General features: G+C 74.1%; 21 protein-coding genes and 1 pseudogene. 9 read left to right on the top strand and 13 right to left on the bottom strand.

The genetic code is table 11. The features are described from left to right. Position 1: 1 nt before the first annotated feature. The 4 genes and pseudogenes from ABZ945_RS15145 to ABZ945_RS15130 form a co-directional block, all read right to left on the bottom strand. Positions 2-200, bottom strand: a pseudogene (locus ABZ945_RS15145) (hypothetical protein). A gap of 145 nt (positions 201-345) precedes the next feature. Then, positions 346-897, bottom strand: coding sequence for a hypothetical protein (locus tag ABZ945_RS15140; RefSeq protein WP_361268677.1), 552 nt, complete (start codon positions 895-897; stop codon positions 346-348). Positions 898-952: 55 nt separating this feature from the next. After that, positions 953-3,625, bottom strand: a complete 2,673-nt coding sequence (locus tag ABZ945_RS15135) for a LuxR C-terminal-related transcriptional regulator (protein WP_361268935.1) — start codon at positions 3,623-3,625, stop codon at positions 953-955. 52 nt (positions 3,626-3,677) lie between these two features. Continuing rightward, on the bottom strand, positions 3,678-4,529 hold the full coding sequence (locus tag ABZ945_RS15130; protein ID WP_361268674.1) for a class II glutamine amidotransferase: 852 nt from the start codon (positions 4,527-4,529) through the stop codon (positions 3,678-3,680). A gap of 313 nt (positions 4,530-4,842) precedes the next feature. Between ABZ945_RS15130 and ABZ945_RS15125 the strand changes: the two genes are divergently transcribed. Further along, positions 4,843-5,580: a hypothetical protein gene (locus tag ABZ945_RS15125; protein WP_361268672.1), complete on the top strand. Its 738-nt coding sequence runs from the start codon at positions 4,843-4,845 to the stop codon at positions 5,578-5,580. A gap of 58 nt (positions 5,581-5,638) precedes the next feature. Here the strand turns inward: ABZ945_RS15125 and ABZ945_RS15120 are convergent, their stop codons facing one another. Further along, positions 5,639-6,421, bottom strand: a complete 783-nt coding sequence (locus ABZ945_RS15120; protein ID WP_361268669.1) for an FCD domain-containing protein — start codon at positions 6,419-6,421, stop codon at positions 5,639-5,641. Between the two features lie 298 nt (positions 6,422-6,719). After that, positions 6,720-7,985, bottom strand: a complete 1,266-nt coding sequence (locus ABZ945_RS15115; RefSeq protein WP_361268666.1) for a S8 family peptidase — start codon at positions 7,983-7,985, stop codon at positions 6,720-6,722. Between the two features lie 511 nt (positions 7,986-8,496). Between ABZ945_RS15115 and gcvT the strand changes: the two genes are divergently transcribed. The 4 genes from gcvT to ABZ945_RS15095 all read left to right on the top strand — a co-directional run bounded on the left by gcvT (position 8,497) and on the right by ABZ945_RS15095 (position 12,536). Further along, the gene (gene gcvT / locus ABZ945_RS15110) at positions 8,497-9,603 is read left to right on the top strand and encodes a glycine cleavage system aminomethyltransferase GcvT (protein ID WP_361268663.1); all 1,107 of its coding nucleotides are present in this window, start codon (positions 8,497-8,499) and stop codon (positions 9,601-9,603) included. A gap of 104 nt (positions 9,604-9,707) precedes the next feature. Further along, positions 9,708-10,649 carry a hypothetical protein gene (locus ABZ945_RS15105; RefSeq protein WP_361268660.1) on the top strand — a complete coding sequence of 314 codons (942 nt, stop codon included), beginning with the start codon at positions 9,708-9,710 and terminating at the stop codon, positions 10,647-10,649. A 421-nt stretch (positions 10,650-11,070) separates the two neighbouring features. Continuing rightward, on the top strand, positions 11,071-11,688 hold the full coding sequence (locus ABZ945_RS15100; protein ID WP_361268657.1) for a papain-like cysteine protease family protein: 618 nt from the start codon (positions 11,071-11,073) through the stop codon (positions 11,686-11,688). 8 nt (positions 11,689-11,696) lie between these two features. Next, positions 11,697-12,536 carry a hypothetical protein gene (locus ABZ945_RS15095; RefSeq protein WP_361268655.1) on the top strand — a complete coding sequence of 280 codons (840 nt, stop codon included), beginning with the start codon at positions 11,697-11,699 and terminating at the stop codon, positions 12,534-12,536. A 65-nt stretch (positions 12,537-12,601) separates the two neighbouring features. Here ABZ945_RS15095 and ABZ945_RS15090 read toward each other — a convergent pair whose 3' ends face one another. Continuing rightward, on the bottom strand, positions 12,602-13,180 hold the full coding sequence (locus tag ABZ945_RS15090; protein WP_361268653.1) for a dihydrofolate reductase family protein: 579 nt from the start codon (positions 13,178-13,180) through the stop codon (positions 12,602-12,604). Positions 13,181-13,440: 260 nt separating this feature from the next. On the opposite strand from ABZ945_RS15090, the gene ABZ945_RS15085 reads away from it, so the two are divergent. Further along, positions 13,441-14,976 (top strand): CoA transferase, encoded by a 1,536-nt coding sequence (locus tag ABZ945_RS15085; protein WP_361268650.1) that lies wholly within the window; start codon positions 13,441-13,443, stop codon positions 14,974-14,976. Positions 14,977-15,018: 42 nt separating this feature from the next. After that, the gene (locus ABZ945_RS15080; RefSeq protein WP_361268648.1) at positions 15,019-16,365 is read left to right on the top strand and encodes an aldehyde dehydrogenase family protein; all 1,347 of its coding nucleotides are present in this window, start codon (positions 15,019-15,021) and stop codon (positions 16,363-16,365) included. Positions 16,366-16,374: 9 nt separating this feature from the next. On the opposite strand, the gene ABZ945_RS15075 is transcribed toward ABZ945_RS15080, so the two are convergent. Beyond that, on the bottom strand, positions 16,375-17,067 hold the full coding sequence (locus tag ABZ945_RS15075; protein WP_361268645.1) for a TetR/AcrR family transcriptional regulator C-terminal domain-containing protein: 693 nt from the start codon (positions 17,065-17,067) through the stop codon (positions 16,375-16,377). A 129-nt stretch (positions 17,068-17,196) separates the two neighbouring features. On the opposite strand from ABZ945_RS15075, the gene ABZ945_RS15070 reads away from it, so the two are divergent. Continuing rightward, positions 17,197-18,702, top strand: a complete 1,506-nt coding sequence (locus ABZ945_RS15070; RefSeq protein ID WP_361268643.1) for an APC family permease — start codon at positions 17,197-17,199, stop codon at positions 18,700-18,702. A 47-nt stretch (positions 18,703-18,749) separates the two neighbouring features. Further along, positions 18,750-20,399 (top strand): amidohydrolase, encoded by a 1,650-nt coding sequence (locus tag ABZ945_RS15065; RefSeq protein WP_361268641.1) that lies wholly within the window; start codon positions 18,750-18,752, stop codon positions 20,397-20,399. A 10-nt stretch (positions 20,400-20,409) separates the two neighbouring features. On the opposite strand, the gene ABZ945_RS15060 is transcribed toward ABZ945_RS15065, so the two are convergent. The 5 genes from ABZ945_RS15060 to pcaH are packed head-to-tail and all read right to left on the bottom strand — an operon-like array spanning position 20,410 to position 25,261. Next, positions 20,410-21,591, bottom strand: coding sequence for a 4-hydroxybenzoate 3-monooxygenase (locus ABZ945_RS15060; protein ID WP_361268638.1), 1,182 nt, complete (start codon positions 21,589-21,591; stop codon positions 20,410-20,412). 2 nt (positions 21,592-21,593) lie between these two features. Continuing rightward, positions 21,594-22,508 (bottom strand): 3-oxoadipate enol-lactonase, encoded by a 915-nt coding sequence (gene pcaD, locus ABZ945_RS15055; RefSeq protein WP_361268636.1) that lies wholly within the window; start codon positions 22,506-22,508, stop codon positions 21,594-21,596. Continuing rightward, positions 22,505-23,929 (bottom strand): 3-carboxy-cis,cis-muconate cycloisomerase, encoded by a 1,425-nt coding sequence (gene pcaB, locus ABZ945_RS15050; RefSeq protein WP_361268633.1) that lies wholly within the window; start codon positions 23,927-23,929, stop codon positions 22,505-22,507. Before pcaB ends, pcaD begins: the two co-directional genes overlap by 4 nt. Beyond that, positions 23,916-24,491: a protocatechuate 3,4-dioxygenase subunit alpha gene (pcaG, locus tag ABZ945_RS15045; protein ID WP_361268630.1), complete on the bottom strand. Its 576-nt coding sequence runs from the start codon at positions 24,489-24,491 to the stop codon at positions 23,916-23,918. The genes pcaB and pcaG overlap by 14 nt, the downstream gene beginning before the upstream one ends. Then, positions 24,488-25,261 carry a protocatechuate 3,4-dioxygenase subunit beta gene (gene pcaH, locus ABZ945_RS15040; protein WP_361268628.1) on the bottom strand — a complete coding sequence of 258 codons (774 nt, stop codon included), beginning with the start codon at positions 25,259-25,261 and terminating at the stop codon, positions 24,488-24,490. The genes pcaG and pcaH overlap by 4 nt, the downstream gene beginning before the upstream one ends. Between the last annotated feature and the right edge of the window lie 7 nt (positions 25,262-25,268).

The raw sequence follows: 25,268 nt of genomic DNA, 5'->3' as shown, positions 1-25,268 counted from the left end.
GTCACCCCGGCAACTGGCGCATCTCCCAGGACCCGCAGCCCCAGCGACTGGCAGCGCGCCAGCAGCCCGTACAGCTGGGCCTCGTCCACGACGGGCCCGAACAGGACGGTCTGCCCGGCCATCACCACATGGCCCAGCTCCGGGAAGGCCGCGACCAGCGCTTCCGACAGCTGTCCCTCGACACGGATCTCGACCCGGATCTCGTTGCGCACGGGCGGTCCTTTCCCGGACGGTCCAGGACGGGCGGGCAGGCGCCTCCACCGCGATCGTCCGCCTCCCCGCCCCCCGCCTGCCTCACCCCGTACGGGTGAGGGGCGCCATGCGCACCGTGCGAACGCCCGCCGGTCAGTGCTTCAGCACCAGCTTGAAACCGATGATCAGCAGGCCGAGCAGCAGATTCACGGCCGCGGTGGCGGCCATCAGCCGCAGTGGGGCACCGGCGCGGCGGGCCGCGGCCACCGACCAGCCCACCTGGCCGGCCACGGCGACGGAGAGGGCCAGCCAGAGGGCACCCCGGACGTCCAGACCCAGCAGCGGGCTGGCGGCCACCGCGACCGCCGGCGGGACGGCGGCCTTGACGATCGGCCACTCGTCATGGCACACCTCCAGCACCACCCGGCGGTCCGGGCTCCACTGCGCCAGATGCGCCCCGAACAGCCGGGCGTGCACATGCGCGATCCAGAACACCGCGCCGGTGAGCAACAGCAGCAGGACCAGCTCGGTACGGGGATACGAGCCCAGCGAGCCGGCGCCGATCACCACCGAGGCAGCGAGCACGGAGCCGTAGACGCCACCCGTGTAGTCCGCCCGGGCCCGGCGCTCGGCACGGCGCGCGCGGCGCGCCTCGCGGGCCGTGGCCGGGGCGCCACCGGTCCCGGCTCCACCGGTCCCGGTCATGGGGGCTCCCTTCGCGGTCGGTCCCCCACGCGGCCGCGTCCCGCCGGCGGGACGTTCACAGCAGCCCGAGGCCGTGGGCGCGCCGCACCGCGTCGCCCCGCCGGTTCACCGCCAGCTTCCGGTACACGGCCTTCAGATGCGTCTTCACCGTGTTCACCGACACCTGGAGGTCGTCGGCGATCTCCTCCGTCGACATCATCCCGGCCAGCCGCTCCAGGACATCGTGCTCGCGTGCGCTCAGCTCCACCGCGACCAGCGGCGCGGGCCGGGCCTCCGGGCCGGGCGGTGTGCCGTGCCCCGGGGGCCCCGGTACGAGCCAGCCCGCCGCCAGTTCGCGCGCGGGGGCCGCGTCCAGCAGGGGGCGGATCCAGGTGCCGGCGTCCAGGAACGGGCGCCGCAGCCGCTCGCGCCGGGCGTCGAGCAGCGCCCGTGCCACCAGCTCGCGGGCGGCCTGGGTGTCCCCGGCCCGCTCCGCGATCCGGGCCCGTACCAGTGCCGCCCGTACGCTCACCACCGGTCCCGTTCCGCCCCGGGCGCGGAGGGCGTCGAGCAGGTCGACCGCCGCCTCCCGGCGCCCCGCGGCCAGGGAGAGGGCCGCGGCCTCCACGGCGCACAGGGGCTGGTCCCCGGGTACGCCCCGGAGCGCCTCGGCGGCCTCGTCCGGCCGCCCCCGCGCCAGCCGGGCGGCGGAGGTGACCAGCGCCGTGTGGCCGGCCGCCCAGGGCGAGGCCACGGCGGTGGGGACGGCCGGATCCGCGGCCTCGACCGCGGCCCGGGTGTTTCCACCGGCCAGCAGCAGACGGGTGGTGGCCAGGGCCCGGCCGGCCGCCGGCACCGGATCACGCCCTTCCGGCGGGCGGGGCGCCGCGCCCAGGAGGGCCCGGGCCCGGTCCAGCTCATCGCGGTCGACGGCCACCGCGGCCAGCACCAGCGCCGCCAGGCCGCAGCCCGGGGGCCGGGAGCCGTCGAGCCGCTCCGTCTCGGACACCGCCGCCAGGGCCCTGCGCTCCGCCCGCCCGAGCCAGCCGTGCAGATAGTCGAGCAGGGCCAGATGCCCCATCGACTCCGCGCGAGGCAGGGCGGTACAGGCCGCCACCGGAGCACCGGCCGCGGTGGTCAGGGCGGCGCGTGCCTCCTCGAAGCGCCCGGCCCACAGCCGTACCGATCCCAGATGGGTCAGCAGCAGCGCGGGGACTTCCGGATGCCGCTCCAGCAGGCGGGCCGGAACCTCCCGGAGCAACCCGTCGGCCGTCGCGGCCGCCCGCTCGGCCGCCCGGGGGCAGCCGGTCAGCCGGGCGGCCAGTACCTCCAGCAGCGCGCGGCTCAGCCGGGCGGCCGCCGGGTCCACGGCCTGGTCGGCGGCCTCGCCCGGCGCCCTGCCACCGGCCGGCCGCTCCTCGGCGTGCCGCAGTCCCGCCAGACCGCGTTCGACATCGCACCGGGCCAGATCGCGCGCCGCCCGCACCAGATCCGCCGCGGGGCTGCTGGTCCCGGTTCCCACCGGGGCGGTCGTCCGCGCCAGCTCGTCCGCGTCCGGGCCGGTGAGGAGCCGGCCGATCGCCAGGTCGTCGACCAGGGCGCCCGCCGCGAGATCCCCGTCACCCGCGGCGGCGGCATGGGCGAGCGTCTCCGGCAGCACCCCCTGACACCGCCACCACCGCGCGGCGCGGCGGTGGAGTACCGGCTCAAGGCCGGGCAGACGCACCCGCAGATGGGCCCGGAGGATCTCCCCGAACAAGGGGTGGAGCCGGTACCACGAGTGCTCCAGCCGCTCGACGAAGGCGTTCGCCCGGTGCAGCCCGACGAGGATCGGCTCCGCGTCGCTCCGGCCGGTCAGCGTGTCCGCCAGATCCGGACGGAAGCGGTCCAGGACGCTGACGCGCAGCAGCAGGTCCTGCGTCTCCTCCGGCCGGCCCCGGAGCACCTCGGCCAGCAGGAAGTCCGCGATGGCGCCGCGGTCCGCCTCGAACTCCTTCAGATACCGCTCCGGGTCGGCGCTCTCCCGGGCGGCCAGGGCGCACAGCCGCAGCCCGGCCGCCCAGCCCCGGGTACGGTCCACCAAGTCACGCACCGCGTACGGCGGAAGACCACCCAGTCCGTGCAGTTCCAGCAGCGCGGCGGCCTCCTCCGGGGTGAAGGCCAGTTCGGCGGCGCGGATCTCCGTCAGCTCGCCGGCCGTACGGTAGCGGTGCAGCGGCAGCGGCGGCTCGGTGCGGGTGACCAGCACCAGACGCAGCCCCCGGCCGGCGTGGCGCAGAACGAACTCCAGCTGCTCCGCCACCTCCGAAGCGCCCATGCGGTCGTACTCGTCGAGCACCAGGACCACCGGCCGGTCGTGCTGGTGCAGTGCGGCGGCGAGGGCGACCAGCAGTCGGCGGTCCGCCCGGCCCGGGTCCGCCGGGAGCCCGGCCGTGTCCGGCGCCGGCGCACCGCCGGCGCGCAGTGCCTCCCGCACATAGGCCCAGAACATCCCGGGCCGCCGGTCCCCCGCTTCGACGGTGAGCCAGGCGACCTGCTCCCGCCGCCCGTCGGCCCAGTCGGCGGCCAGCAGGGTCTTGCCGGCCCCGGCCGGTCCGTTGAGCAGGGTCAGCGGGGTACGCGAGGCCTGGTCCAGGTGGCGGACGAGCCGCCGGCGCGGCAGGAACAGGGCCGGCCTCGCGGGAGGAGCGAGACGGGTGCGCAGAAACGGGTCGCCCAGCGGGTCGGCGCCCGGAACGGCCGGCACCATCGCTGCCACCGCCTCCTCCTGACATCCGGTCACCGCGCGGGGCACGGCCTCCTCAGCCCGGGGCCGCGACCGTGGGCGGTACGGGCTGGAACTCGCGGAGTATGTGCTCACCGGGCTGGACGACGCCGTAACTGCCCTCGGGCACCTCGTTCCAGGCGCCGGAGAGGTCACCCAGCGGTTCCGACACGACCAGGCGGGTCTCGTCGGAGATGTCCCGCAGCAGCGCGGCGTCCGGGTGGAGCGCGCGCAGGGCGCTGACCTTGGTGCTGTAGTACAGCGACCGGGACCGGCCCTCGGTCGAGTAGCGGAAGGCCCACACGCGTTCGCCGTCGGTCACGGCGACCGTCATCTGCAGCGGGTGGGGCACTCCGTGCGCCTGCCCGGTGCTCTCGACCAGACCGGCCATCCGCGCCACGGCGCCGGGGGGGTCCTCGGCCAGCCCGAAGGTCAGGGCGAGGAAGAACATCACCTCCGAGTCGGTGGAACCCTCGATCTCGGGGTACAGGGCCGGATCGACGGCCAGGGCGAGGTCGCGCCGGAGCTCCCGGTAGCCGTTGATCGCCCCGTTGTGCATCCACAGCCAGCGACCGCTGCGGAAGGGGTGGCAGTTGGTCTGCTGCACGGCGGTCCCGGTCGAGGCCCTGATATGGGCGAAGAACAGGTTCGAGCGGACATGGTGGGCGACGTCCCGCAGATTGCGGTCGTTCCAGGCCGGTCCGATCTCCCGCAGGGTCGCCGGGCTCGCGGTGTCCGGCGTGTACCAGCCGACCCCGAAGCCGTCGCCGTTGGTCGTCTCCACCCCCAGCCGGGAGTGCAGGCTCTGGTCGATCAGGGAGTGCTGCGGTTGGAACAGGACCCGGCTGAGAGCGACGGGTGTGCCCGAGTACGCGATCCAGCGGCACATCGTGGATCACCGGTCCTCCGTGTCGGGAGCGAGCCGTGTCGCGGCGGAGCCCGCCGCCCGGGCGGCGGGCGCGCCGACGGTGCCCTCCTCTGTTTCCGGGCCCTTCCGCCGTTGAGCCCCTTGCCTATGCCGGCCCTTCCCATTGTCGCCCGCCAGGAGCGCATGGGCATGCCGAGCCGGGACCGCCCGGTACGCACCGGGGACGCCGCCGAGGCGGTCCTCGCGGCCCGGGCCCCCGGCACGGGATTCCGCGGCCGGGACGCGGCGCGGCCGACGTAGGCTCGACCCGGCGACCCAGGGACGAGGAGGACTTATGAACGCCGCCGACAGAGACCTGCGGCAGCTGGACCCGGTGAGCGTCCTCAACGCGAAGACCACGCTGGTCCAGCTGCTCGGGCGGGCGGGGGTCTACTCCGGCGACGCGGAGGAGCTGATCGCGCTGGTCGAGGCGGGCGCGCTGGCCGAGGCGCGGCGGAAGACGGCGCCGGTGCCGGAGGGCGCGCCGCCGGGGAAGGGCGAGCTGTACGCGGCGGGGTGGGGCGACGGCGCCCGGGCCGTGGTCCACGGGCTCGACGAGATCGCCGAGCGGGTGCTGCGGGAGGCGGTCGGCGACCACGGGCCGCGGGAGCCCGAGGAACCGGAGGAGCGGTACCGCGTCGGGCGGATGGACGTGGAGCGGGTGAAGGTGGCGGTGACGCGCCTTCATCTGTCGTTCGCCGATGACTCGGAGCTGGACCCGGAGGTCTCCGAGCAGGTCCTGGTCGCCGTGCTGCGCACCATGGGGGCGCGGAACCGGGCCGGATACCCGGGCCGGCTGACCCGGTTCACGGACCTGCACCGCGCCCGGCTGGAGCGGATGTTCGCCCGGTACGGGCCGGGCAGCCCGATCGCGATCCACGGCCGCTACACCCTGCTGCACTCTCCCACCTGCGTCGCGGTGCTGGAGCGGCTGACCGTGACGCCGGAGGAGCTGCGCGGGGAGTGGGACGCCGGGGAACTGCCGCCGGCCTGGCTGGACGGACTGACCGCCGCCTGGGAGGCGGCGGGCTGAGCCCGACCGGGCCGGGGAGGTCGCGGGGCCGTGCACCCGGCCTCACCGCCCGGCCCGCTCAGGCGCGGGTGCTGTCCAGGTGCAGCGCCTTGAGGGGCTTCTCCACCAGGTCGGTGAAGTGTTCGCGGGCGAGGCGGGCGGCCTGGTCCGCGTCCTGGGCCTGGATGGCGTGGAAGAGCGCCTTGTGGTCGGTCAGGGCGCGCCGGCGGATGTCGTCGTTGTAGGGGAGCGCGTCGGTGCCCAGCGACATCTGGTTGCGGATCTGCTCCTCCAGCCCGACGTAGTGCGGGTTGTGGGTGGCGGCCGCGATGGTGCAGTGGACCGCGTGGTCGGCGATCCGGAGCTCGTCGCGGTCGCGGGCGTGCTCGTAGTCGGTCACCGCGATGAGGATCCGGTCGATGTCCTCCCCGGTGCGCCGCTCCGCGGCCAGCCGCGCGATCAGCGGATGGATGGCGTGCGCGATGTCGAAGAGGTGCTGGAACTCCTGCCAGCGGGGGACCAGCACCCGCTCGATATGCGGTCCGAGCCGCTGGTCCTCGGCCCGGCGGACCGTCACCCCGCCGCCCCGGCCACGGCTGATCGACAAGTAGCCCATGTCCTGGAGCAGATGGGTGGCCTCGCGCAGGGTGGTGCGGCTGACCCGCAGCTGGGCGGCGAGTTCCCGCTGCGGCGGGAGCTTCTGCCCGACCTGGAGGCTGCCCAGCGCGATGGCCGTGACCAGGCGGTCGACGAGCTGTTCGGCGGTCGTCTTCGCCTCCAGCGGTCCGTCCAGGCCGCCTACCCGGCGCGATGCCTCCGGAGCCAGATGGAGCATGGACGACGTCTCGTCGCTGCCGGGCACGGCACACCTCTCGCTTCCAGTCGGTCCGGGATCACGCGTGGCGGCGCGGTGGCGTACCGTTCCCCGTCGCTGCCGATGCGGTGGGGCCGCCTTCCGCGGTGCCGCGGTCGACGGCACCAACGGGGAGCGCTTGAGGGCGGCTTCGCCCAGGATAGAGGGTGGCGGGCCGGTCCTACGCGGGCGGGAGAGCCGTCTTTTCCGGGAAGCGCCCGAGCGCCCCGCCCGGCTCGAAGAGCCGGACGGGGCGCCGGTGTGCGGATCCGTCACCTCAGGGTCAGGGCTCCCTGAGGTGACGGGGTCAGGAACCCGTCGCGCCCGCGTACAGCAGGCGGTTGGGTGAGCCGGTGCCGATGTCGGTGAGCACGTCCTTGGTGGAGTTCGCCACCACCAGGTCCTTCGCCTGCCCCATGGTGAGGCCGGGGTTGCTCTGCTGGGCGTTGGCTATGGTGCCGGTGACCAGGGGAGCCGCCATGGAGGTGCCGTTCCAGCCGGTCGCCACGGCGGTGTCGTTCTTGATCGCGGCGCCGGAGACGTCCGCGCCCGGGGCGAACAGCGTCACACAGCTGCCGTAGCTGGAGGGATTGCGTCCGCTGTTGCGCTTGTCGGTACGGGTGCTGGCCGCGGTGATGATGGCGCGCGGGTCCTTGGGGGAGTTGGTGCAGCGGTTGTCGCCCCAGTTGCCGGCGATCAGCACCAGGACGACACCGGAGTCGATGAGCCCCGCGGCGGCCTCGTCCATGGCCTGGGAGGTCTCGCCCTTGTCGCTCTGGATGCTCATGTTCGCCACGGCCGGTGCGACGTGGTTCTTCGCCGTCCAGTCCATGCCGGCCACGATCTGCTCCGTGGTGCCGCTGTTGCTGCAGTTCAGGATGCGCACGGCGTGCAGGGTCACGTCCTTGGCCACCCCGTAGGTCTTCCCGCCGACCTCACTGGCCACAAAGGTGCCATGCCCATGACAATCATTGGTGCCGCGGCCGTCCTTGATCGCGCTGAAGCCGCTCTTGACCCGGCCGCCGAACTCCTGGTGCGTGGCGCGGATCCCGGAGTCGATCACATAGGCGTTCACGCCCTTGCCGGTGTTGGCGACGGCGAACCTGCTGTCCAGTGGCAGTGTGCGCTGGTCGATGCGGTCCAGTGCCCAGGGCGCGGCCGCCGCCGTCCTGGCCGGCGCGGAGGTCTGCCCCTTCGCCGGGCCCTCGTTCCGTACGTCCACCTCGGGGGCCTGCCGGCGGTGCACCGCCTCCACGTACTTCACCCGAGGATGGGCCCGCAGCGCCGTGACGGCGGCCTCCGGCAGCTCCGCCGAGAAGCCGCTCAACGTCGTGCTGTACGTGAGCCCGATGGTGCCGCCCGCCGCCCGCGCGGCCTCGGCCACCTCCGGGGCGGCCCCCTGGGTGACCACGATGTACCGGTCCGGCACCTGGGAGGCGGCTCCCGAGTCGGCGACCAGCGGGGCGAGCGGCTGCGGCGAGGGGCTCTGGCCCGACGCCGACCCGGCCAGCCCCAGCGAGGTGGCGGCCACCACACCCGCGAGCATCGCGGTCAGTGTGACGTTCCTGCGCATGAGCAAACTCCCTTGATGGGTGAGTCCCCCTCCGTCTGCGGCGGAGGGGTGGGGGGATGGAGCTTCCCAAAAGGGCCGGAGAGAAGTCCTTTTGGCTCTCAGCCCCGTACTGTTGGCGCCGGGCGGCAGGGTTGTCAAGGGAACTTTCATTAATGCCTGGTGGGACGGCCGGAGTGGCAAAAAGCTTGTAAACCGCATGTGTTGGGGTTTGCGAGGGTGTCGCGCGTGGTCGGTGCGCCGGGGTTGACTGCCTCCTCGCGCCCTCTACGATGACGTCCATTGGGCCGATGTCTGGCCCAATGATCGGCGTCCCGCCCCGGTCGGCGGGTGCCGTGCGCGGTCAGGAGTGACCGCCGCGGGGCTGCGGTCCGAAACGGCCCGCCGGCATGTGCATTCGGACACAGGCGGGCGTCACCGGGCGTCCCCGCCGTCCGCGGCGCCCGTGTCCCCACCGTCCCCCCACCGAGTGGTCCACGCCCCGGGTGCGGACCACTGTCCGAGGAAGGCCGCGATGCCGAAGAACACCACCCCCCTGCACCGTGCCCATACGGCACTCGGCGCCTCGTTCGGCGACTCCGTCGGCTGGTCCATGCCGATGCGGTACGCCGGTGAGACGGCGGAGCACCACGCCGTACGGAGCGCGGCCGGACTGTTCGACCTCAGCCACCAGGGCAAGATCGAGGTTTCCGGACCCGAGGCCGGCCGGGCGCTGAACCACGCCCTCGCGGGCGACCTCGCCTCGATGCCCGTGGGCACCTCGACCAGAGCCCTGCTGCTGCACGACACCGGCGGAATACTGGACGCCCCGACCGTCCACCGGCTGCCCGGTGATGTGTTCCTGCTGGTGAGCGACTCCGGCCGGACACCGATCCTGCTCTCCTGCCTGCGTGAGCGCGCCGACGGCCATCTCGCCGAGGTCCGCGACGCCACCGAGGACTGGGCCCTGCTCGCCGTCCAGGGGCCGATGGCGGCGGCGGCCGTGTCGGCGCTGACCGAGGCCGCGACGCTGCGCCCGGCCCCCGGCACCCTCCGCGGGCTGCGGCTGGCGGGGCGGGACGTACTCCTGGCGCGGACCACCACCACCGGCGGTGAGGACGGGTTCGAGGTCTTCTGCCGCCCGCCGGACGCCCCGCGGCTCTGGCAGGCGCTGCGCGCGGCGGGGAGCGAACTGGGTCTGCGCCCCTGCGGGCTGGCCTGCCGGGAGTCCCTGCGGCTCGAAGCGGGCACCCCCCTGTGCGGGCGGGAACTCACCTCCCGTACCACGCCGTTCGACGCCCGGCTGCACCATCTGGTGGACCTCGCCAAACCGGGCGGATTCGTCGGCGCCACCGCCCTCGCGGCCCAGCGGGAGACCGGGAGCAGCCGCGTCCTCACGGGCCTGGCCTTCACCGGCCCCTGGGCACCCCTCACCGGAGTCGCCCTGCGCGACCCGCTCACCGGAGCCCGCGTCGGCGAGATCACCTCGGCCGGGCTCTCACCCACCCTCGGCCATCCGCTGGCGCTGGCCTACGCCGCACCCGAGCAGAGCGAACCGGGCACCAAGGTGCTGGTCGACATCAACGGCGTACCCACCCGCGCCGAGGTCGCCCTGCTCCCGTTCTACCTCCGCCGCCGCTGACTGCCGGGCGCCCCGCTCGACCGGCCCGGCGCTCGCGCGGGCCCGCACCGACCAGGCCGCCCCAGCCGTTCCCCCCGGCCTGCCGCACCACAGGGAGATGCCCCATGCGCCCCAACGTCCCACCCGCACCGACCACCGACCCCGAGACGGCCCGGGCGATCCTCACCGGGCCCTTCCATGTCGCCCTGCGCGCGGCGCTCGCCGCCAGCGGACTGACCCTGCACCGCGTACAGCAGCGACTGCGGCAGCGGAACATCCGGGTCGGCGTCGCCACCCTGAGCTACTGGCAGCAGGGCGCGCGGGTGCCGAGCCGCACCACCTCGCTGCGCGCGGTGGTGGCCCTGGAGGACATCCTAGGCCTCGCCCCGGGCGGCCTCACCCGGCACCTCGGGGGCCCGGTCCCCAAGGCCGCCCGCCCCGTGGCCCGTTCCTACCGCACCCTGCTGGAGAAGTCGGCATCGGTGTCCCAGCTGCTCGCCGACATCGACTCACCCTCCTACGGCGCACTGCGGACGGTGAGCCAGCTCGAACGCGTCCGGATCGGCGCCCGGCGGGAGCTGCACTCCCGCGAGTCGCAGTACGTCGTCCGGGCCGAGCGCAACGGCGTGGACCGGTTCGTGATGATCCACCAGGGCGAGAACGGCTGCGAGCCGGACCGGATGACCCCCCGGGCCGGGGACAACTGCCGGGTGGGCAGGTCCCGCTGGGACGCGGATTCCGGGGTCCTGGTCACCGAGCTGCTCTTCGACACCCGGCTGTGTGTCGGGGACACCCATGTCTTCGGCTTCGCCGTACGGGACGGCACCGGGGAGGAGAGCAACGAGTGGTTCCAGTGCTTCCCGGAGACCGGAGGGCAGTACGTCCTCCAGGTGCGGTTCGACCCGGCCGCCCTCCCCGTGCGCTGCCACCGCTTCACCCAGGGCCCGCTGGGCACCACCCGCAGATGCCTGGAACAGCTCACCCTGAACCGCCAGCACGGCACCGTCCATATCGTCGACACCCGCATCCGGCCCGGGACGGTGGGCATCGTCTGGGACTGGAGCTGAACCCGGCGGGCGGCCCCCTCCCCGTCCACCGGTGACACGCGCCCCTCGGCCCTCCGGCCGGGGGGCGCGTTCGGCTGCCGGGCGCCCCACCGCCCTCGGGGACCCGGGCGCCCGAACCAGCCTCGGGGACCACGGAACCGCCCTCGGGGACCCCGGTGCCCGAACCAGCCTCGGGGACCACGGAACGGGCCGCCGAGTGAATACCTCATGTTCACGCTTCCCGACCGCCGCGGAGCCGGGTGGGCGCCTCTGATCTGCGCGAACGCCCCGCTGTTCACAGATCCGGAACGCCGCGTTCACGTAACCGCCCGGGGGCCGCGCGGCCTTCGTTGACTTGCTCCCGACAAGAATCAATGCTCTGGCTGTGCGTCCGGACGCGCCTCACCCATCCCACCGTCATCCCCATCGGGAGGATGCCGCCATGACCACCCCCACCGCCCGCCGAGCGCGCGGGCGAACCCTTCGCGGAGCCGCGATCGTCGCCGCGGCGACCGCCCTGTGCTCCCTCACCGGCGCCACGGCCGCGTCCGCCGCCACCGAGTCGCTGGGCATCACCATGCAGGTGCAGGAGAAGACCAACTGGTGCTGGGCCGCTTCCGCCAACACCATCCTCGACTTCCTGGGCCACGACTACACCCAGAACGAGGTCTGCAACGCCGCCTTCGGCCGCACCCAGGGCACCACCTGCCCCAACAACCAGGCCAACCTGGGCAATGTCCAGACCGCGCTGCGCTGGGCCGAGGTCGGGGACGGCAGCTACATCAGCAACTACCTGAAGGCCTCGGTCATCAAGACCGAGATCGACAACGACCGCCCGATCGAGACCCGCATCCTCTGGTCGTCGGGCGGCGGCCATATGCATGTGGTCGCCGGCTACGAGACCGCGTCCAACGGAACCGTGGACAAGGTCTACTGGGGCGACCCGTGGAAGAGCAACCAGCGCTACAACTGGGGCACCTACACGTACTACGTCGGCGGCTCCGGCTCCGGCAACGACAAGTTCTCCTGGACCCACACCCTCTACAAGATCGGACAGTGAGGGCCGTCATGACTGACATCCGCAACCACCGCCGGCTCCTCACCGCCGTCGCCGCGACCTCCCTTCTCTGCCTTGGTCCGCTGGCGGGCGCGGCCGCCGCCGCCGAGCCCACGCCTCTCGGCGCGCAGCAGATCAAGCAGGCCCGTACGGCCGCCGAAGCGCCCCAGACGCTGGACACCCTGGCCCGGTTCTTCGCCCGCGACGGCAAGCCCCCGACCCTGGACTCGGGCATGTCGAAGCAGGCCGAGGCGCAGGCCGCGGCCAAGGCCGACCCGAAGCTCACCGGGCCGACGGTGGCCGTCTACGCCCTCTCCCCGGACTTCGTACGGGGCACGTCGGGCGCCCCGGTGGCCGACCTGGACGTGCTGGCCACCAAGGCGGTCTCGGCCGACGGCAAGACCGCCTCGGTGTGGTCCGCCCGTCAGGGCGGCGCCTGGCAGGTGGTCAACATAGCCTCCGGCAGCTACGAGAACGACGCCGTCGCCAAGGCCGCCGAGAGCGGCACCGGCGGCACGGTCTTCCAGGAGCCGCAGATCCGCGCCTGGTACGTCCAGCGCGGGGACAGGGTGATCCCGCTCAACGCCGAGGCGCGCAGCTCGGTGGGCAAGGCCGGCACCTCCATCGTGGCGTACCAGAAGCTGGTCCAGCAGCGGTACGGCGACAAGCTGCCGGGCTCCGCCTACGACCGCGAGGGCATGGCCGGCGGGTACTCCGCCGACCCGGTCGCGGACAGCTCCACCGGCGACCGCACCGTCGCCGCCACCACCACCCTCGGAGCCTCGGCCGCGGCCCTGATCGGGCTGACCGCCGTCCTCCGCAGGCGTCGCCGGGCACACCAGGCCGACTGACGCACAGCGGCGAGCCGGGCCCGGCGGGGGGAACCTCCGCCGGGCCCGGCTTCGTGCGCTCCGGCTCAGGAGTGCAGAACAGGCCGGTAGACGAGTTCCTGGATGTGGCCGTCCAGGGTCCGGCTGCCGAGCAGTTCGAGGTCGAAGTCGGCCGCGCCCGCGAAGATCGGGTCCAGCCCGGTCCGCCCGGTGATCACGGGGAAGACCGTCACCTGGACGCGGTCGACCAGACCGGCCGCCATCAGCGCCCGGTTCATCGAGAGGCTGCCGTGCGAGCGCAGCGGCACGTCCGACTCCTTCTTCATCCGGGCGACCACATCCACGGCGTCGCCGTACGCGATCCGCGCGTCCGGCCAGTCGAGGGGCCCGTCCAGTGTGGTGGACACCACCGTGGCCGGCATGCTCCGCATCCGGGTCACCCAGGGGTCGCGTACGTCGGAGTCCTCGGTGCTCGCGGCCAGCATCGAGGCGAACAGCCGATAGGTGCCGGCGCCGAAGACCATCCGCTGCTCCTCGCCGTACTGGGCGAGGCGGTGGGCCAGCAGCTCGGGGCCCTGCTTGCCCCAGTAGCCGGTCCAGTCGCCACCGGCGGCGCCGAAGCCGTCGAGGCTGGAGAAGACGTCGAACGTGTAGGCGGCGGTCATGGTGTCCTCCGGTGCGCGGGATGCTGAAGGTCTTCAGGAGGGGTGACCGGTGGCGGTCGCGAAACTCATCGCCGGAGCCCGCTTCCGGGAGGCGCCGGGGCCGCGTCCCTGAGGTGAGACCGTGAGGTTTGCCCGGGAATAGGTCGGCCATATTAGTTGCTATATACATACAGATAGTCCCGCCTGCCCCCGACCCCGACCGCCCACCGCTGAAAGCCCCGGCCCCCGACCTCGCCAGCCCCCTGGAAGGAAGCGCACCCATGCCCCGCACCGGCTCCGCCCGCCCCACGGACGGCGGCACCCTGACCGACCGGGTGGCCACCGCCGTACGGGAGCCCGCCACCGATGATGGCTACGACCTGCACGCGCGGCTGGACGAGGTGCTGGCCGGGGTCGGCCTCAGCGCCGCGGAGGCGGGCGGGGAGATCACCTTCACCGGCGCGGACCCCATCGTGCCCAGCACCCTGCGGCTCGCCTCGGCGACCGCGCTGGCGCTGACCGCGAAGTCGGTGGCCGTCGCCGCGCTCTGGCGCGACCGGGGCGGCGAAGGCCAGTCGATCAGCATGGACCTGCGGCGAGCCCCGCACCGGCTCTGCCCCTTCTACGACCGCCGCTGGGAGCTGGTCAACGGCTTCCCGCCCGGCCGCCCAGCCGACCCGGACAACCCGATGGCGCTGGACTTCTACCGCGCCGGCGACGGCCGCTGGGTGATGCCGCTGGAGATGTACCCGGGCCTGAAGTCGCGCACCCTCAAGCTGCTGCGCACCCACGACGACCGGCCGGCGATCGCCGAGGCGGTGGCCCGCTGGAACGGTGCCGACCTGGAGGCCGCCGGCGCCGAGGCCGGGGTCGTCATGCCGATGGTGCGCTCCACCGGCGAGTTCCTGGCCGAGCGCCAGTACCGCGAGGTCCTGGCCGATCTCCCGCTCGTCGAGGTGGAGAAGATCGGCGACAGCGCACCCGAACCCCTCCCCGAAGGCGCCGGCGCCCCGCTGGCCGGCGTACGGGCCCTGGGCATGGGCCATGTGATCGCCGGCGCCGGCATCGGCCGCGCGCTCGCCCTGCACGGGGCCGACGCCCTCAACCTCTGGCGCCCGGGGGAGTGGGAGCACGACGTCGTCTATGTCACCGCCAACACCGGCGTCCGCTCCGCCACCGTCGAGCCGGCCGTCCCCGAGGGCGCGGCGACGGTACGGGCGCTGCTGCGCGGCGCCGACGTCTTCTACGCCAACCGCCGCCCCGGCTATCTGGCCCGCTTCGGCCTCACCGCGCAGGAGGCGGCCGAGATCCGGCCCGGTGTCATCCACACCACCGTCACCCTGCACGGCGAGCGGGGACCCTGGGCCCAGCGGGTCGGCTTCGACCAGACCGCCGGCTGCGTCACCGGGATGATGACCCTGGAGGGCACCGCCGACCACCCCCGTCTGCCGTACATCAAGGTGGTCAACGACTATCTGGTGCCCTGGCTCGCCACCGCCGGGATCATCGCCGCGCTGCGCCGCCGCGCCCGGGAGGGCGGCAGCTACCGGGTCCATGTCTCGCTGACCCGGGTCGCCCTGTGGATCCTCTCCCTCGGCACCTTCGACAAGGCCTACGCCCGGGAGACGGCGGGCACCGGGACGCGCCACGCCTACCTGGACCCGGAGACCTTCACCGCCGACACCCCGCTCGGCCGCTACCAGGGCGTCACGGAGCAGATCGCGATGTCCGCCACCCCGGGCGCGTACCGCCCCTCGTCCCTGCTCGTCCCGCGCGGCTCGGGCCGGCCGGAGTGGCTGCCGGACCACCGCTCGTAGCCTCCCCCCACTACCCGTACCTCCCCCTACCGAAGGACCCCCATGACCCAGGAACAGCAGCACACGCCCGGCACCGTCCCCGCGGCCGCCGAACGCCCCGCCGAGACCGTCGCCCGGCTGCGCGCCACCTTCCGCACCGGGCGTACCAAGCCGCTCGCCTGGCGGACCGCCCAGCTCCGGGCGCTGCGCACCCTGCTGACCGAGGAGGGCGAGGCCCTGGCCGCCGCGCTCCGCGCGGACCTCGGCAAGGGGCGCGAGGAGGCGTACCGCACCGAGATCGACTTCACCGTCCGCGAGATCGACCACACCCTGGAGCACCTGGCCGACTGGCTGAAGCCGGAGCCGGCGCCCGTCCCGGAGCGGCTGAGCCCGGCCACCGCCCACACCGTGTTCGACCCGCTCGGCGTGGTCCTGGTCATCGCGCCCTGGAACTACCCGGTGCAGCTGCTGCTGGCCCCGGTGGTGGGGGCGCTCGCCGCGGGCAACTGCGTGGTGGCCAAGCCCAGCGAGCTGGCGCCGGCCACCTCCGCGGCGCTGGCCCGGCTGCTGCCCCGCCATCTGGACACCGACGCGGTGGCCGTGGTGGAGGGGGCCGTGCCGGAGACCACCGCCCTGCTGGCGCAGCGGTTCGACCATGTCTTCTACACCGGCAACGGGACCGTCGGCCGGATCGTGATGCGCGCGGCCGCCGAGCACCTCACCCCGGTCACCCTGGAACTGGGCGGGAAGTCCCCGGTGTTCGTGGACCGGGACGCCGATCTGCCGACGGTCGCGGCCCGGCTGGTGGCGACCAAGTTCATGAACGCCGGGCAGACCTGTGTGGCCCCCGACTACGTGCTGGCCGACCCGGAGACGGCCCGCGCGCTGGAGAAGGAGCTGGCCTCGGCGGTGCGCGAGCGGTACGGCGACGACCCCTCGGCGGCGGAGGCCTACGGCCGGATCGTCAACGAGCGGCACTTCGACCGGCTGGTGGGGCTGCTCGACTCGGGCCGTACGGTCGTCGGCGGCCGGCACGAGCGCGACCGGCGCTATATCGCCCCGACCGTGCTCGCGGAGGTCCCGACCGACTCCCCGGTGATGCGCGAGGAGATCTTCGGGCCGATCCTGCCGCTGGTGGCGGTGGCCGGCCTGGACGAGGCCATCGACTTCATCCGGGGGCGCGACAAGCCGCTGGCCCTGTACGCCTTCACCGGCTCCGACACCACCCGGGAGCGCCTCACCCGTGAGACCTCCTCGGGCGGGCTCACCTTCGGACTGCCGGTGGCCCATCTCACCGTCTCCGACCTGCCCTTCGGCGGTGTCGGCGAGAGCGGTATGGGCCACTACCACGGCCACTACTCGCTGGAGACCTTCAGCCACCGCAAGGCGGTGCTGGACCAGCGCGGCTGAGGCCGGCCCCTACCGCGGCCGGGCCGCCAACTGGGCCAGCAGCAGTTCCAGGGCGTCCGGGAAGGCCGATTCGGCCATGGCGGCCAGATGGGCGCGGACGGTGTGCAGATGCGGGTAGTCGCCGGGTGGCAGGGTGCCGTAGACGTCCTGCCACGCCTGGCTCTCCTGACGGCGCTGCTGCTCGGTCAGGCCCAGCACCTCCGCGTCCAGGGCGGCATGGGCGAGGACGGTGTCGATGAAGGTGCGGTACAGGCGCACCGCCTCGGCGGGCGGGAAGCCGGCCCGCAGCAGGATGCCGATGCCGGTGTCCACCGCCCGGCACTCGGCGGGCCCCGCGGTGACCCGGGAGGCGCTGACCGGGGCCAGCCGGGGGTGGCGCAGCACCGAGCGGTGCACCCGCACGGCGAGCTCCCTCAATGCGGCGATCCAGTCCTCACCCGGGGCGAAGCCGTCGATCGACTCGCCGATCAGCCGGTCGGCCACCGCCAGCAGCAGGGCGTCGGTGTTGGCGAAGTAGCGGTAGACCGCCGAGGGGTCGCAGCCCAGCGCGGCACCGAGCCGGCGCACGGTGAGCGCGTTGCCCCCGGGCGCCTCGATGAGCTCCAGCGCCGCCCGGACGATCGCCTCCTCGCTCAGCACCGTCCCGGAGCCGGTGGGGCGCCTGCGTTTGCGCCCCACCGGGATGCGCTGGGGATCCGGCATACCGGCCTCCTGGTCTCCGCGGCCCACGGTCCCACGGGGAGACGGCCGCTTACGACAACTTATTGACGTAAGTATGGCGCGGTTGTTTCATCGGCGCACCCCCTCGTTCACCGCCGAAGGAGCGCGCACATGGCCGCAGTCATACCGGAGACGGAACCACCGGCGACGGCGATGCGCCGCACGCTGGGTGTACGGGACGGCGTGGCGATCGCGGCCTCCAGCACGGCCGCGACCACCAGCATCGGCATCGGGATGGGGGTGCTCGCGCTGTACGCGGGCCGGCAGACCCCGGCGCTGCTCATCGTCGCCTTCCTGCCGATCCTGGGCATCGCGCTCTCCTACGCCCGGCTGAACCGCACCGAGCCCAACTGCGGCAGCGGCTACACCTGGGTCGGGCGCTCCCTCGGCGCCTGGCCGGGGTTCCTCACCGGCTGGGTGGTGCTGGTGGCCAACGTGGTGTTCATGGCGTACACCAGCGCCGTCACCGGCTCGGTGATCCTGCAGTTCGCCGGCAAGCTGGGGCTGCACAGCCTGCTCGGCGTCGCGCTCGACCCGGGGTCCACCGGGGTGAGCACGGTGGTCGGGCTGGTGGCGCTGGTGGTGGTGACCGTGACCGCCGTGACCGGGGTCCGCTCGGCGACCCGGCTCCAGTGGGTGCTGCTGGTCTTCGAGTACGCCGTGCTGCTGGTCTTCTGCACCTGGGCGATCGTCTCGGGCGACCAGCCGTTCTCCTGGGACTGGCTCGACCCCTTCGCGATCGGCTCGGTGCAGTCCCTGGCCCAGGGCTTGGTGCTGGCGGTGTTCGTCTTCTGGGGCTGGGACGCGGCGTTCACGGTGAACGAGGAGACGAAGAACGCCTCCGACGCCGCCCGGGGCGGACTCATCGCCCTGCTGGCCATGCTCGGGCTGCTGGTCTTCGCGGCGATCGCCTTCCAGCGGGCGATGGGCGACGAGGAGCTGGTGGCCCAGGGGCCGCAGGCCCTGACCTACCTGGGTGCCCGACTGGCCCCGGAGCCCTGGGCGTCGCTGCCGCTCGCCGCGCTGATGTGCTCGGCCTTCGCCTCGCTCCAGTCCACCGTCATCCCCACCGCGCGCGGCGCGCTCGCGATGGGCCGGGACCAGACCCTCGGCCGGAGATGGACGAGGATCCACCCGCGCTACGGGTCGCCCGCCGCGGGTACGGTGATGATCATGGCCGTATCGGCGGCGGTCGCGGTGCTGGCGGTCGGCATCCCCCAGCTCAACCTGATGATCCTCACGGCCGTCAACTCCATCGGCCTGATCGTCTCCCTCTACTACGGCCTCACCGCGCTGGCCTGCGCGGTGCGGTTCCGCGGTGCGCTGCGCCAAGGCCCGCTCGCGGCACTGCGCTGCGTGCTCGTCCCCGGCCTCAGCGCGCTGGCGCTGTTCGGCCTCGGCGCCTATCTGGCCTACCGGTATGCCACCATGAGCGACCACTTCCAGGCCACCCCGGACAACGGCTGGTTCCTGCTGCTGATCCCGGCCCTGTTCGTGCTCACCGGTCTGGTGGCCGCCGCCGTCGCCAAGTGGCGCCGCCGCTCCCCGTACTTCACCACCGGCCGCGGCACGGACGCCGACACCGTCGCCCTGCCGATGGACCACCGGCCCGCCTGACCCGGGCCCTCCCTCCCCCCGTCCACCCCCCCGCACCGGAGCCGTCCATGTCTGCCACCCCCACCGCCGACCTCGTCCTCACCGGCGGCCCCGTCCACACCGTCGACCCGGTCCACCCCTACGCCACCTCGGTGGCCGTGCGCGGCGACCGGGTCGTCGCGGTCGGCCACGACGAGGTCCACGACCTGATCGGACCCGCCACCGAGGTGGTGGACCTGCGCGGCCGCCTGCTCGTCCCGGGCTTCCAGGACGCCCATGTCCACCCGGTCGGCGGGGGCGTGGAGATGGGCCAGTGCGACCTGTCCGGCGCCACCGGCGCGGACGACTGCGCCGCCCTGATCCGCGCCTACGCCGAGGCCCACCCCGACCGCCCCTGGATCACCGGCGGCGGCTGGTCCCTGGAGGCCTTCCCCGGCGGAACCCCCGACCGCCATCTGCTGGACACCCTCGTCCCCGACCGCCCCGTCTACCTGGTCAACCGCGACCACCACGGCGCCTGGACCAACAGCCGCGCCCTGGAGGCCGCCGGAGTCACCCGCGACACCGCCGACCCCGCCGACGGGAGGATCGAACGGGAGGCCGACGGCCATCCCAGCGGCATGCTCCAGGAAGGGGCCATGCTCCTGGTCGCCGACCACGCGCCCCCGGTCACCCCCGATGAACAGCTCGCCGGACTGCTGCGCGCCCAGGCGCTGCTGCACTCCTACGGGATCACCGCCTGGCAGGACGCCCTGCTCGGCGAGCACGCCTCCATGGCCGACCCGGCCCCCGCCTACCGGCGCGCCGCCACCGAGGGCCTGCTGACCGCACGGGTACGCGGAGCGCTCTGGTGGGACCGCACCCGCGGCCTCGAACAGCTCCCCGAACTGCTGTACCGGCGCTCCGAGTTCACCGTCGGCACCCTCAAGGCCCACAGCGTCAAGATCATGCAGGACGGCATCGCGGAGAACCACACGGCCGCGATGCTCGCCCCCTACCTCACCGCCTGCGGCTGCGCCTCCGGCAACGCCGGGATCTCCTTCGTCGACCCCACCGCACTCGGCGAGATCGTCACCCGGCTGGACCGCGAGGGCTTCCAGGTGCACTTCCACGCCCTGGGCGACCGCGCGGTACGCGAGGCCCTGGACGCCGTCGAGACCGCGCAGCGCGCCAACGGCCGGCGCGGCAACCGGCACCACCTCGCCCACCTCCAGGTGGTGGACGCCGCCGACATCCCGCGCTTCCGGGCCCTGGGCGCCACCGCCAACATCCAGCCCCTCTGGGCCGCGCACGAGCCGCAGATGGACGAGCTGACCATCCCGTTCCTCGGCCCGCAACGGGCCGCCCGGCAGTACCCGTTCGCCGACCTCGTCCACAGCGGGGCGCCGCTGGCGGCCGGCAGCGACTGGCCGGTGTCCAGCCCCGACCCGATCGCCGGGCTGCACACCGCCGTCAACCGCCACCAGCCCGGATCCGATCGCCCGGTCTTCCTGCCGGAGCAACGCATCACCCTCGGTGCGGCCCTGACCGCCTACACGGCGGGCAGCGCCTATGTGAACCACCTGGACGGCACCGGCACCATCGCCCCGGGCAAGCTGGCCGACCTCGCCGTGCTGGACCGCGACATCTTCGCCCGCCCCGCCGAGGAGATCGCCCAGGCGCGGGTGGAGCAGACCTTCGTCGGGGGCCGCCGGGTCCACCACGCCCCGGACGCCTGACCCCGCGCGATCAGGTCGAGAACACGGGTATCCCGGCGTAGTTCAGGGCGAGTTCGGCCGCGGCGTGCGGGGAGTCGGCGACGCGGTCGAGCTGCGCGATCTGCAGCCGGGTGTCGAACGCGCTCTGCCCGGGGTCGGTGTGCAGGGTGGTGGTCATGGTGTACGAGAAGTGCTCGGCCCGCCAGACCCGGCGCAGACAGGTACCGGAGTAGGCGTCCAGCAGCTCGGTCCCGCCGGTGCGCTGCCGGTGGGTGAGCGCCCGGGCGAGGACCACCACGTCGGAGACGGCCAGATTGAGGCCCTTGGCCCCGGTGGGCGGCACGATATGCGCCGCGTCCCCGGCCAGCAGCAGCCGGCCGAACCGCATCGGCTCGGTCACCGAACTGCGCATCGGCAGCACCGCCTTGGCGGTGATCGGGCCCCGGTCCAGTGTCCAGCCGTCCAGGGTGAACCGGGCGTCCAGCTCGTCCCAGATCCGCTCGTCGGTCCAGGCCTCCGGGTCGGTGCCGTTGGGCACCTGGAGGTAGAGCCTGCTCACCCGCGGCGAGCGCATGCTGTGCAGGGCGAAGCCGTGCGGGGAGTGGGCGTAGACCAACTCCTCACAGGAGGGCGGGACATCGGCCGTGATGCCGAGCCAGGAGTATGGGTAGACCCGCTCATAGGTCCGCCGCGCGCCCACCGGGACGGCCTTGAGCGCGACACCGTGGGAGCCGTCGCAGCCCACCACGTAGTCGCAGGAGAGGGCCCGCTCCCGGCCCTGGTGGGTGTAGCGGACGATCGGGCGCCCGGTGTCGATCCCCTCGACGGCGTGCACCTCCGCCTCGAAGCGCGGGGCCGTGCCGGCCGCCTGGTGCAGGGCGATCAGGTCCTTGACCACCTCGGTCTGGGCGTACACCCAGACCCGGCGGCCGCCGGTGAGGGCGGGGAAGTCGATACGGTGGGAGCGGCCGCTCCAGCGCAGCTCCACCCCGTCGTGGACCAGGCCTTCGGCGTCCAGCCGCTCGGCGGCCCCGGCCTCCCGCAGGGCGTCCACGGTGGACTGCTCCAGGATGCCCGCGCGCTGGCGCCGCTCGACATAGGCCCTGTCCCGGCGCTCCAGGACGGTGCAGTCGGTACCGGCCCGGTGCAGCAGCCGGGAGAGCAGCAGCCCGGCCGGGCCGCCGCCCACGATGGCGACGGTGGTGTGGTCCATGGTCACTCCTCGGGTGCGGCGGCGGTCTCGGCCGTCAGGGGGGTGGTGCGGGCGATGGCCCGGTCCACCTGGGCGTCGCCCAGGACCGCCCGGCGCACCGCGAGCCCGGCGGTATGCCGGCTGCCGTCGTCATCGCCGCCGGTGGCGAAGTGGGCGAGCAGCGCGGAGGTGACCTCCTCGGGCCGCTCGACATGGGCCAGATGGGCGGCCCGGGGGATCTCCACCAGCCCGGCGCCGGGGATGGCGTCGGCGATCTCCCGGGCGTGCGCCACCGGGGTGGCCGGATCGTCCCGGCCCGCCACCACCAGGGTGGGGGCGGTGATGCGGTGGAGTGCGCCGCGGGCGTCATAGGAGGCGAGGGCTTCGCAGAGCCGGGCGTACGCCTCGGGGTCGGTGGCCGAGCGCAGGGCACCGAGCAGGGCGGTGGCGGCCGGTGCCTGGGCGAAGGCGGGGGTGAACCAGCGCTCGGCCGCGCCCGGGGCCAGGGGAGCGGTGCCGGAGGCTCGTACGGCGCGGGCCCGCTCCCGCCAGCCGTGGGGCTCGCCGAAGTGCGCGGAGGAGCAGACCACCGCCAGCCGGGAGACCCGGTCGGGGTGGTGGGCGGCGAGATGGATCCCGACGGCCCCGCCCAGGGAGATGCCCGCGTAGCCGAAGCGGTCGATGCCCAGCGAGTCGGCCAACGCCACTACAGAGGCGGCCAGTTCGGGGATGCCGCCGCCGTGGGGGAGGAGGGCGGCCGGTGAGCGTCCGTGCCCGGGCAGGTCCCAGCGGATCACCCGGTGGGTCCGGGCGAGCGCGGCGGTCTGCGGGTCCCAGACGGACAGCGGGGTGCCGAGCGAGGGGCCGAGGATCAGCGGCGGCCCGGACGACGGGCCGTCCACCCGGTGGTGCGGGGCCGAGGTGGGACGGGTGGTCATGGTGCTCCCTGGACCGTGTGCGGAGGCTCGGGGTCGGGCCGCCGTAGCGCCCGGTCGACGAGCGTTCCGGCCGAGCCGTGGTAGCCGGCCGGGTCGGTGAGGGCCCGCAGCCGCTCCCCGGTCACCAGCCCCCTGAGGGCCGGGTCGTCGCCGAGGGCGCTCGCCAGGTCGGTGGACGCCCGGCCCGCGCGGGTGACGGCGGCGCGGGCCTCGGCGCGCCCGGTCAGCGGGGTGAGCGCGGCCACCAGGCGCTCGGCCGTCAACTGCCCTTCGGTGGCATCGCCGTTGGTGCGCATCCGGTCGGGGTGGACGCGGAGTCCGGTGACCAGCTCGACCGCCGTGGCCGCCATTCCGCCGACCGTGCGCAGGGCGTCCCGCACGGTCGGCCATTCGGCGTGCCAGGCACCCGGGGGGCGTTCGTCCTCGGCCACCAGGGAGGCGTACAGCACCGAGGCGAGGGCGGGCACCCGCCGGGCGGCGCCCGCGATCAGGGTCGCCCGGGCAGGGTTGGCCTTGTGCGGCATGGCGGAGGACCCTCCACCGGTGCCCTCGCTCACCTCGCCGATCTCCGTACGGGAGAGGACCAGCACATCGGCGGCGAGCTTGCCGAGCGCGCCCGAGGCGAGGGCCAACGCGCCGCCGAGTTCCGCCACCGGGGTGCGCAGGACGTGCCAGGGGAGTGCGGGCTCGGCCAGCCCGCACTGCTCGGCAAAGGCGGCGGACAACCGCAGCCCGAGGTCGGGGCCGGCTACGTCGGTGGCGGCCTCGGCGTAGGCGATGAACGCGGCCTGGGTGCCCGCCGCGCCGCCCAACTGCGCGGGCAGCCCGTCCCGTACGGCCTTCAGCCGGTCGTAGGCGTCCAGGACCAGCGAGCGCCAGCCGGCCGCTTTCAGCCCGAAGGTGGTCGGCACCGCGTGCTGGGTGAGGGTGCGGCCGGGCATGGTGGTGTCCCGGTGGGCGGCGGCCAGCCGCCCGAGGTCCCGGGCCACCCGAGCGAGATCGGCCAGCACCTGGTCCACGGCGCGGACGGAGACCGCCATCAGGGCGGTGTCCAGGATGTCCTGGCTGGTGGCCCCGAGGTGCACCCGGGCGGCGGCCTCGGGGTCGGACTCCTCCACGGCCGCGGTGAGTTCGGCGACCAGCGCGATCACCGGGTTGGCGCCGGACCGGGCCCGCAGGGCCAGCTCGCGGGGGTCGAACCGGCCGGGGGCGGCGGCCGCGGCCGCGATGGCCTCGGCGGCCCCGGGCGGGACCAGGCCCAGCGAGGCCTGGGCGCGGACCAGGGCCACCTCGGCGTCCAGCATCGCGCGTACCAGGGCCGGGTCATCGGTCAGCGCCTCCACGGCGGTCCCGGCCCGGACCGGGGCGAGCAGACCGGTGTCGGGAGCAGGGGCGGGGTGCCCGGGATCAGCCGAAGTCAAGGAAGACCGTCTCCTCGTGCTCGTCGCCGCTCTGCAGACGGATGTCGAAGCGGTGCACCCGTGGGCCGTCCGGGGTGGTGACCAGGGTGGCGCGGCGGGGTGCCGGGATCCGGACGAGGAGGGAGTCGTCCTCGACTCCGGCCGCGTCATGCAGATAGGCGCGGGTGTACAGATGGTGCAGCAGCCCACGGGCGAAGACGACCAGGGATATGTACGGCACGCCGCCCGGGGGCAGGGTGCGCAGGGTGAAGTGGCCGTCGGCGTCGGTGGCGACGCGGCCGAAGCCGGTGAAGGCCACGGTGTCGCGGCCGATGATCGCGCCGGTCACCGGGTCGCGGCGCAGCGAGCCGGGCGCCCCGGTGCGGGAGCCGTCGGGGGCGGGCTGCCAGGCCTCCACGATGGCGTCGGGCACGCCCTGGCCGGCTCCGTCGAGCACCCGGCCGTGCAGGGTGAGGGTGTCGGGGTGGCCCGGTGGTGCGAGGTCGCCGCCGCCGGTGAAGGGCAGGGCGTATCCGTAGAAGGGGCCGACGGTCTGGGAGGGCGTGGGCGGTGTGGCCGTCATCGGCGTCCCTCCTCGATCCAGGTGGCGGCCGGCCCGTCCAGGACGATGTCCCAGCGGTAGCCGAGCGACCACTCCGGCACGGACAGGCTGTGGTCGTAGTCGGCGACCAGGCGCCGGCGGGCGTCGTCGTCGGTGACGGACTGGAGGATCGGGTCGTAGGCGAAGAGCGGGTCGCCGGGGAAGTACATCTGGGTGACCAGCCGTTGGGTGAAGGCGGAGCCGAAGAGCGAGAAATGGATATGGGCCGGGCGCCAGGCGTTGTGGTGGTTGCGCCAGGGGTAGGCGCCGGGCTTGACGGTGGTGAAGCGGTAGCCGCCCTGCTCGTCGGTGAGGCAGCGGCCCACGCCGGTGAAGTTCGGGTCCAGCGGGGCGGGGTGCTGGTCGCGCTGGTGGGCGTAGCGGCCCGAGGCGTTGGCCTGCCAGATCTCGACCAGCTGTCCGCGTACCGGTCGGCCCTCGCGGTCCAGCACCCGGCCGGTGACGGTGATCCGCTCGCCCAGCGGTTCACCGGGGTGCTGCCGGGTCAGATCGTGGTCCAGCTCGGTGACGTCGGTGACCCCGAAGGCGGGGCCGGACAGCTCGACCATCTCCGGGTCGTCCACGGCCACCAGGGGCTGCCGGGGGTGGCGCAGCGCGCTGCTGCGGTACGGCGGGTAGGACCGCTCGGGGTGGGGGCGCGGGTCGCCACCGTCGGTGAGGTGGCGCGCGTACCGCTCGCGGACGTCGGCGATCTCGGCGCTGATCAGCTCCTGGGTGGGTGGGAGGGACATGGCGCGG

Source organism: Streptomyces sp. NPDC046887, assembly GCF_040644755.1.
In the GTDB taxonomy this organism is placed as follows: domain Bacteria; phylum Actinomycetota; class Actinomycetes; order Streptomycetales; family Streptomycetaceae; genus Streptomyces; species Streptomyces lichenis.
The sequence above is the reverse complement of the archived record's forward strand: the minus strand, read 5'-3'. Positions and strand labels throughout refer to the sequence as shown.

Bases quoted from the DNA above. Each gene is read 5' to 3' on its own strand.
- ABZ945_RS15075 (WP_361268645.1), bottom strand. From the start codon at position 17,067: ATGCCGGATCCCCAGCGCATCCCGGTGGGGCGCAAACGCAGGCGCCCC.
- pcaD (WP_361268636.1), bottom strand. From the start codon at position 22,508: ATGACCACCCGTCCCACCTCGGCCCCGCACCACCGGGTGGACGGCCCG.
- ABZ945_RS15105 (WP_361268660.1), top strand. From the start codon at position 9,708: ATGCGCCCCAACGTCCCACCCGCACCGACCACCGACCCCGAGACGGCC.
- ABZ945_RS15085 (WP_361268650.1), top strand. From the start codon at position 13,441: ATGCCCCGCACCGGCTCCGCCCGCCCCACGGACGGCGGCACCCTGACC.
- ABZ945_RS15140 (WP_361268677.1), bottom strand. From the start codon at position 897: ATGACCGGGACCGGTGGAGCCGGGACCGGTGGCGCCCCGGCCACGGCC.
- pcaG (WP_361268630.1), bottom strand. From the start codon at position 24,491: ATGACGGCCACACCGCCCACGCCCTCCCAGACCGTCGGCCCCTTCTAC.
- ABZ945_RS15125 (WP_361268672.1), top strand. From the start codon at position 4,843: ATGAACGCCGCCGACAGAGACCTGCGGCAGCTGGACCCGGTGAGCGTC.
- ABZ945_RS15060 (WP_361268638.1), bottom strand. From the start codon at position 21,591: ATGGACCACACCACCGTCGCCATCGTGGGCGGCGGCCCGGCCGGGCTG.
- ABZ945_RS15130 (WP_361268674.1), bottom strand. From the start codon at position 4,529: ATGTGCCGCTGGATCGCGTACTCGGGCACACCCGTCGCTCTCAGCCGG.
- ABZ945_RS15115 (WP_361268666.1), bottom strand. From the start codon at position 7,985: ATGCGCAGGAACGTCACACTGACCGCGATGCTCGCGGGTGTGGTGGCC.
- ABZ945_RS15090 (WP_361268653.1), bottom strand. From the start codon at position 13,180: ATGACCGCCGCCTACACGTTCGACGTCTTCTCCAGCCTCGACGGCTTC.
- pcaH (WP_361268628.1), bottom strand. From the start codon at position 25,261: ATGTCCCTCCCACCCACCCAGGAGCTGATCAGCGCCGAGATCGCCGAC.
- ABZ945_RS15070 (WP_361268643.1), top strand. From the start codon at position 17,197: ATGGCCGCAGTCATACCGGAGACGGAACCACCGGCGACGGCGATGCGC.
- gcvT (WP_361268663.1), top strand. From the start codon at position 8,497: ATGCCGAAGAACACCACCCCCCTGCACCGTGCCCATACGGCACTCGGC.
- ABZ945_RS15135 (WP_361268935.1), bottom strand. From the start codon at position 3,625: ATGGTGCCGGCCGTTCCGGGCGCCGACCCGCTGGGCGACCCGTTTCTG.
- ABZ945_RS15065 (WP_361268641.1), top strand. From the start codon at position 18,750: ATGTCTGCCACCCCCACCGCCGACCTCGTCCTCACCGGCGGCCCCGTC.
- ABZ945_RS15100 (WP_361268657.1), top strand. From the start codon at position 11,071: ATGACCACCCCCACCGCCCGCCGAGCGCGCGGGCGAACCCTTCGCGGA.
- ABZ945_RS15095 (WP_361268655.1), top strand. From the start codon at position 11,697: ATGACTGACATCCGCAACCACCGCCGGCTCCTCACCGCCGTCGCCGCG.
- ABZ945_RS15080 (WP_361268648.1), top strand. From the start codon at position 15,019: ATGACCCAGGAACAGCAGCACACGCCCGGCACCGTCCCCGCGGCCGCC.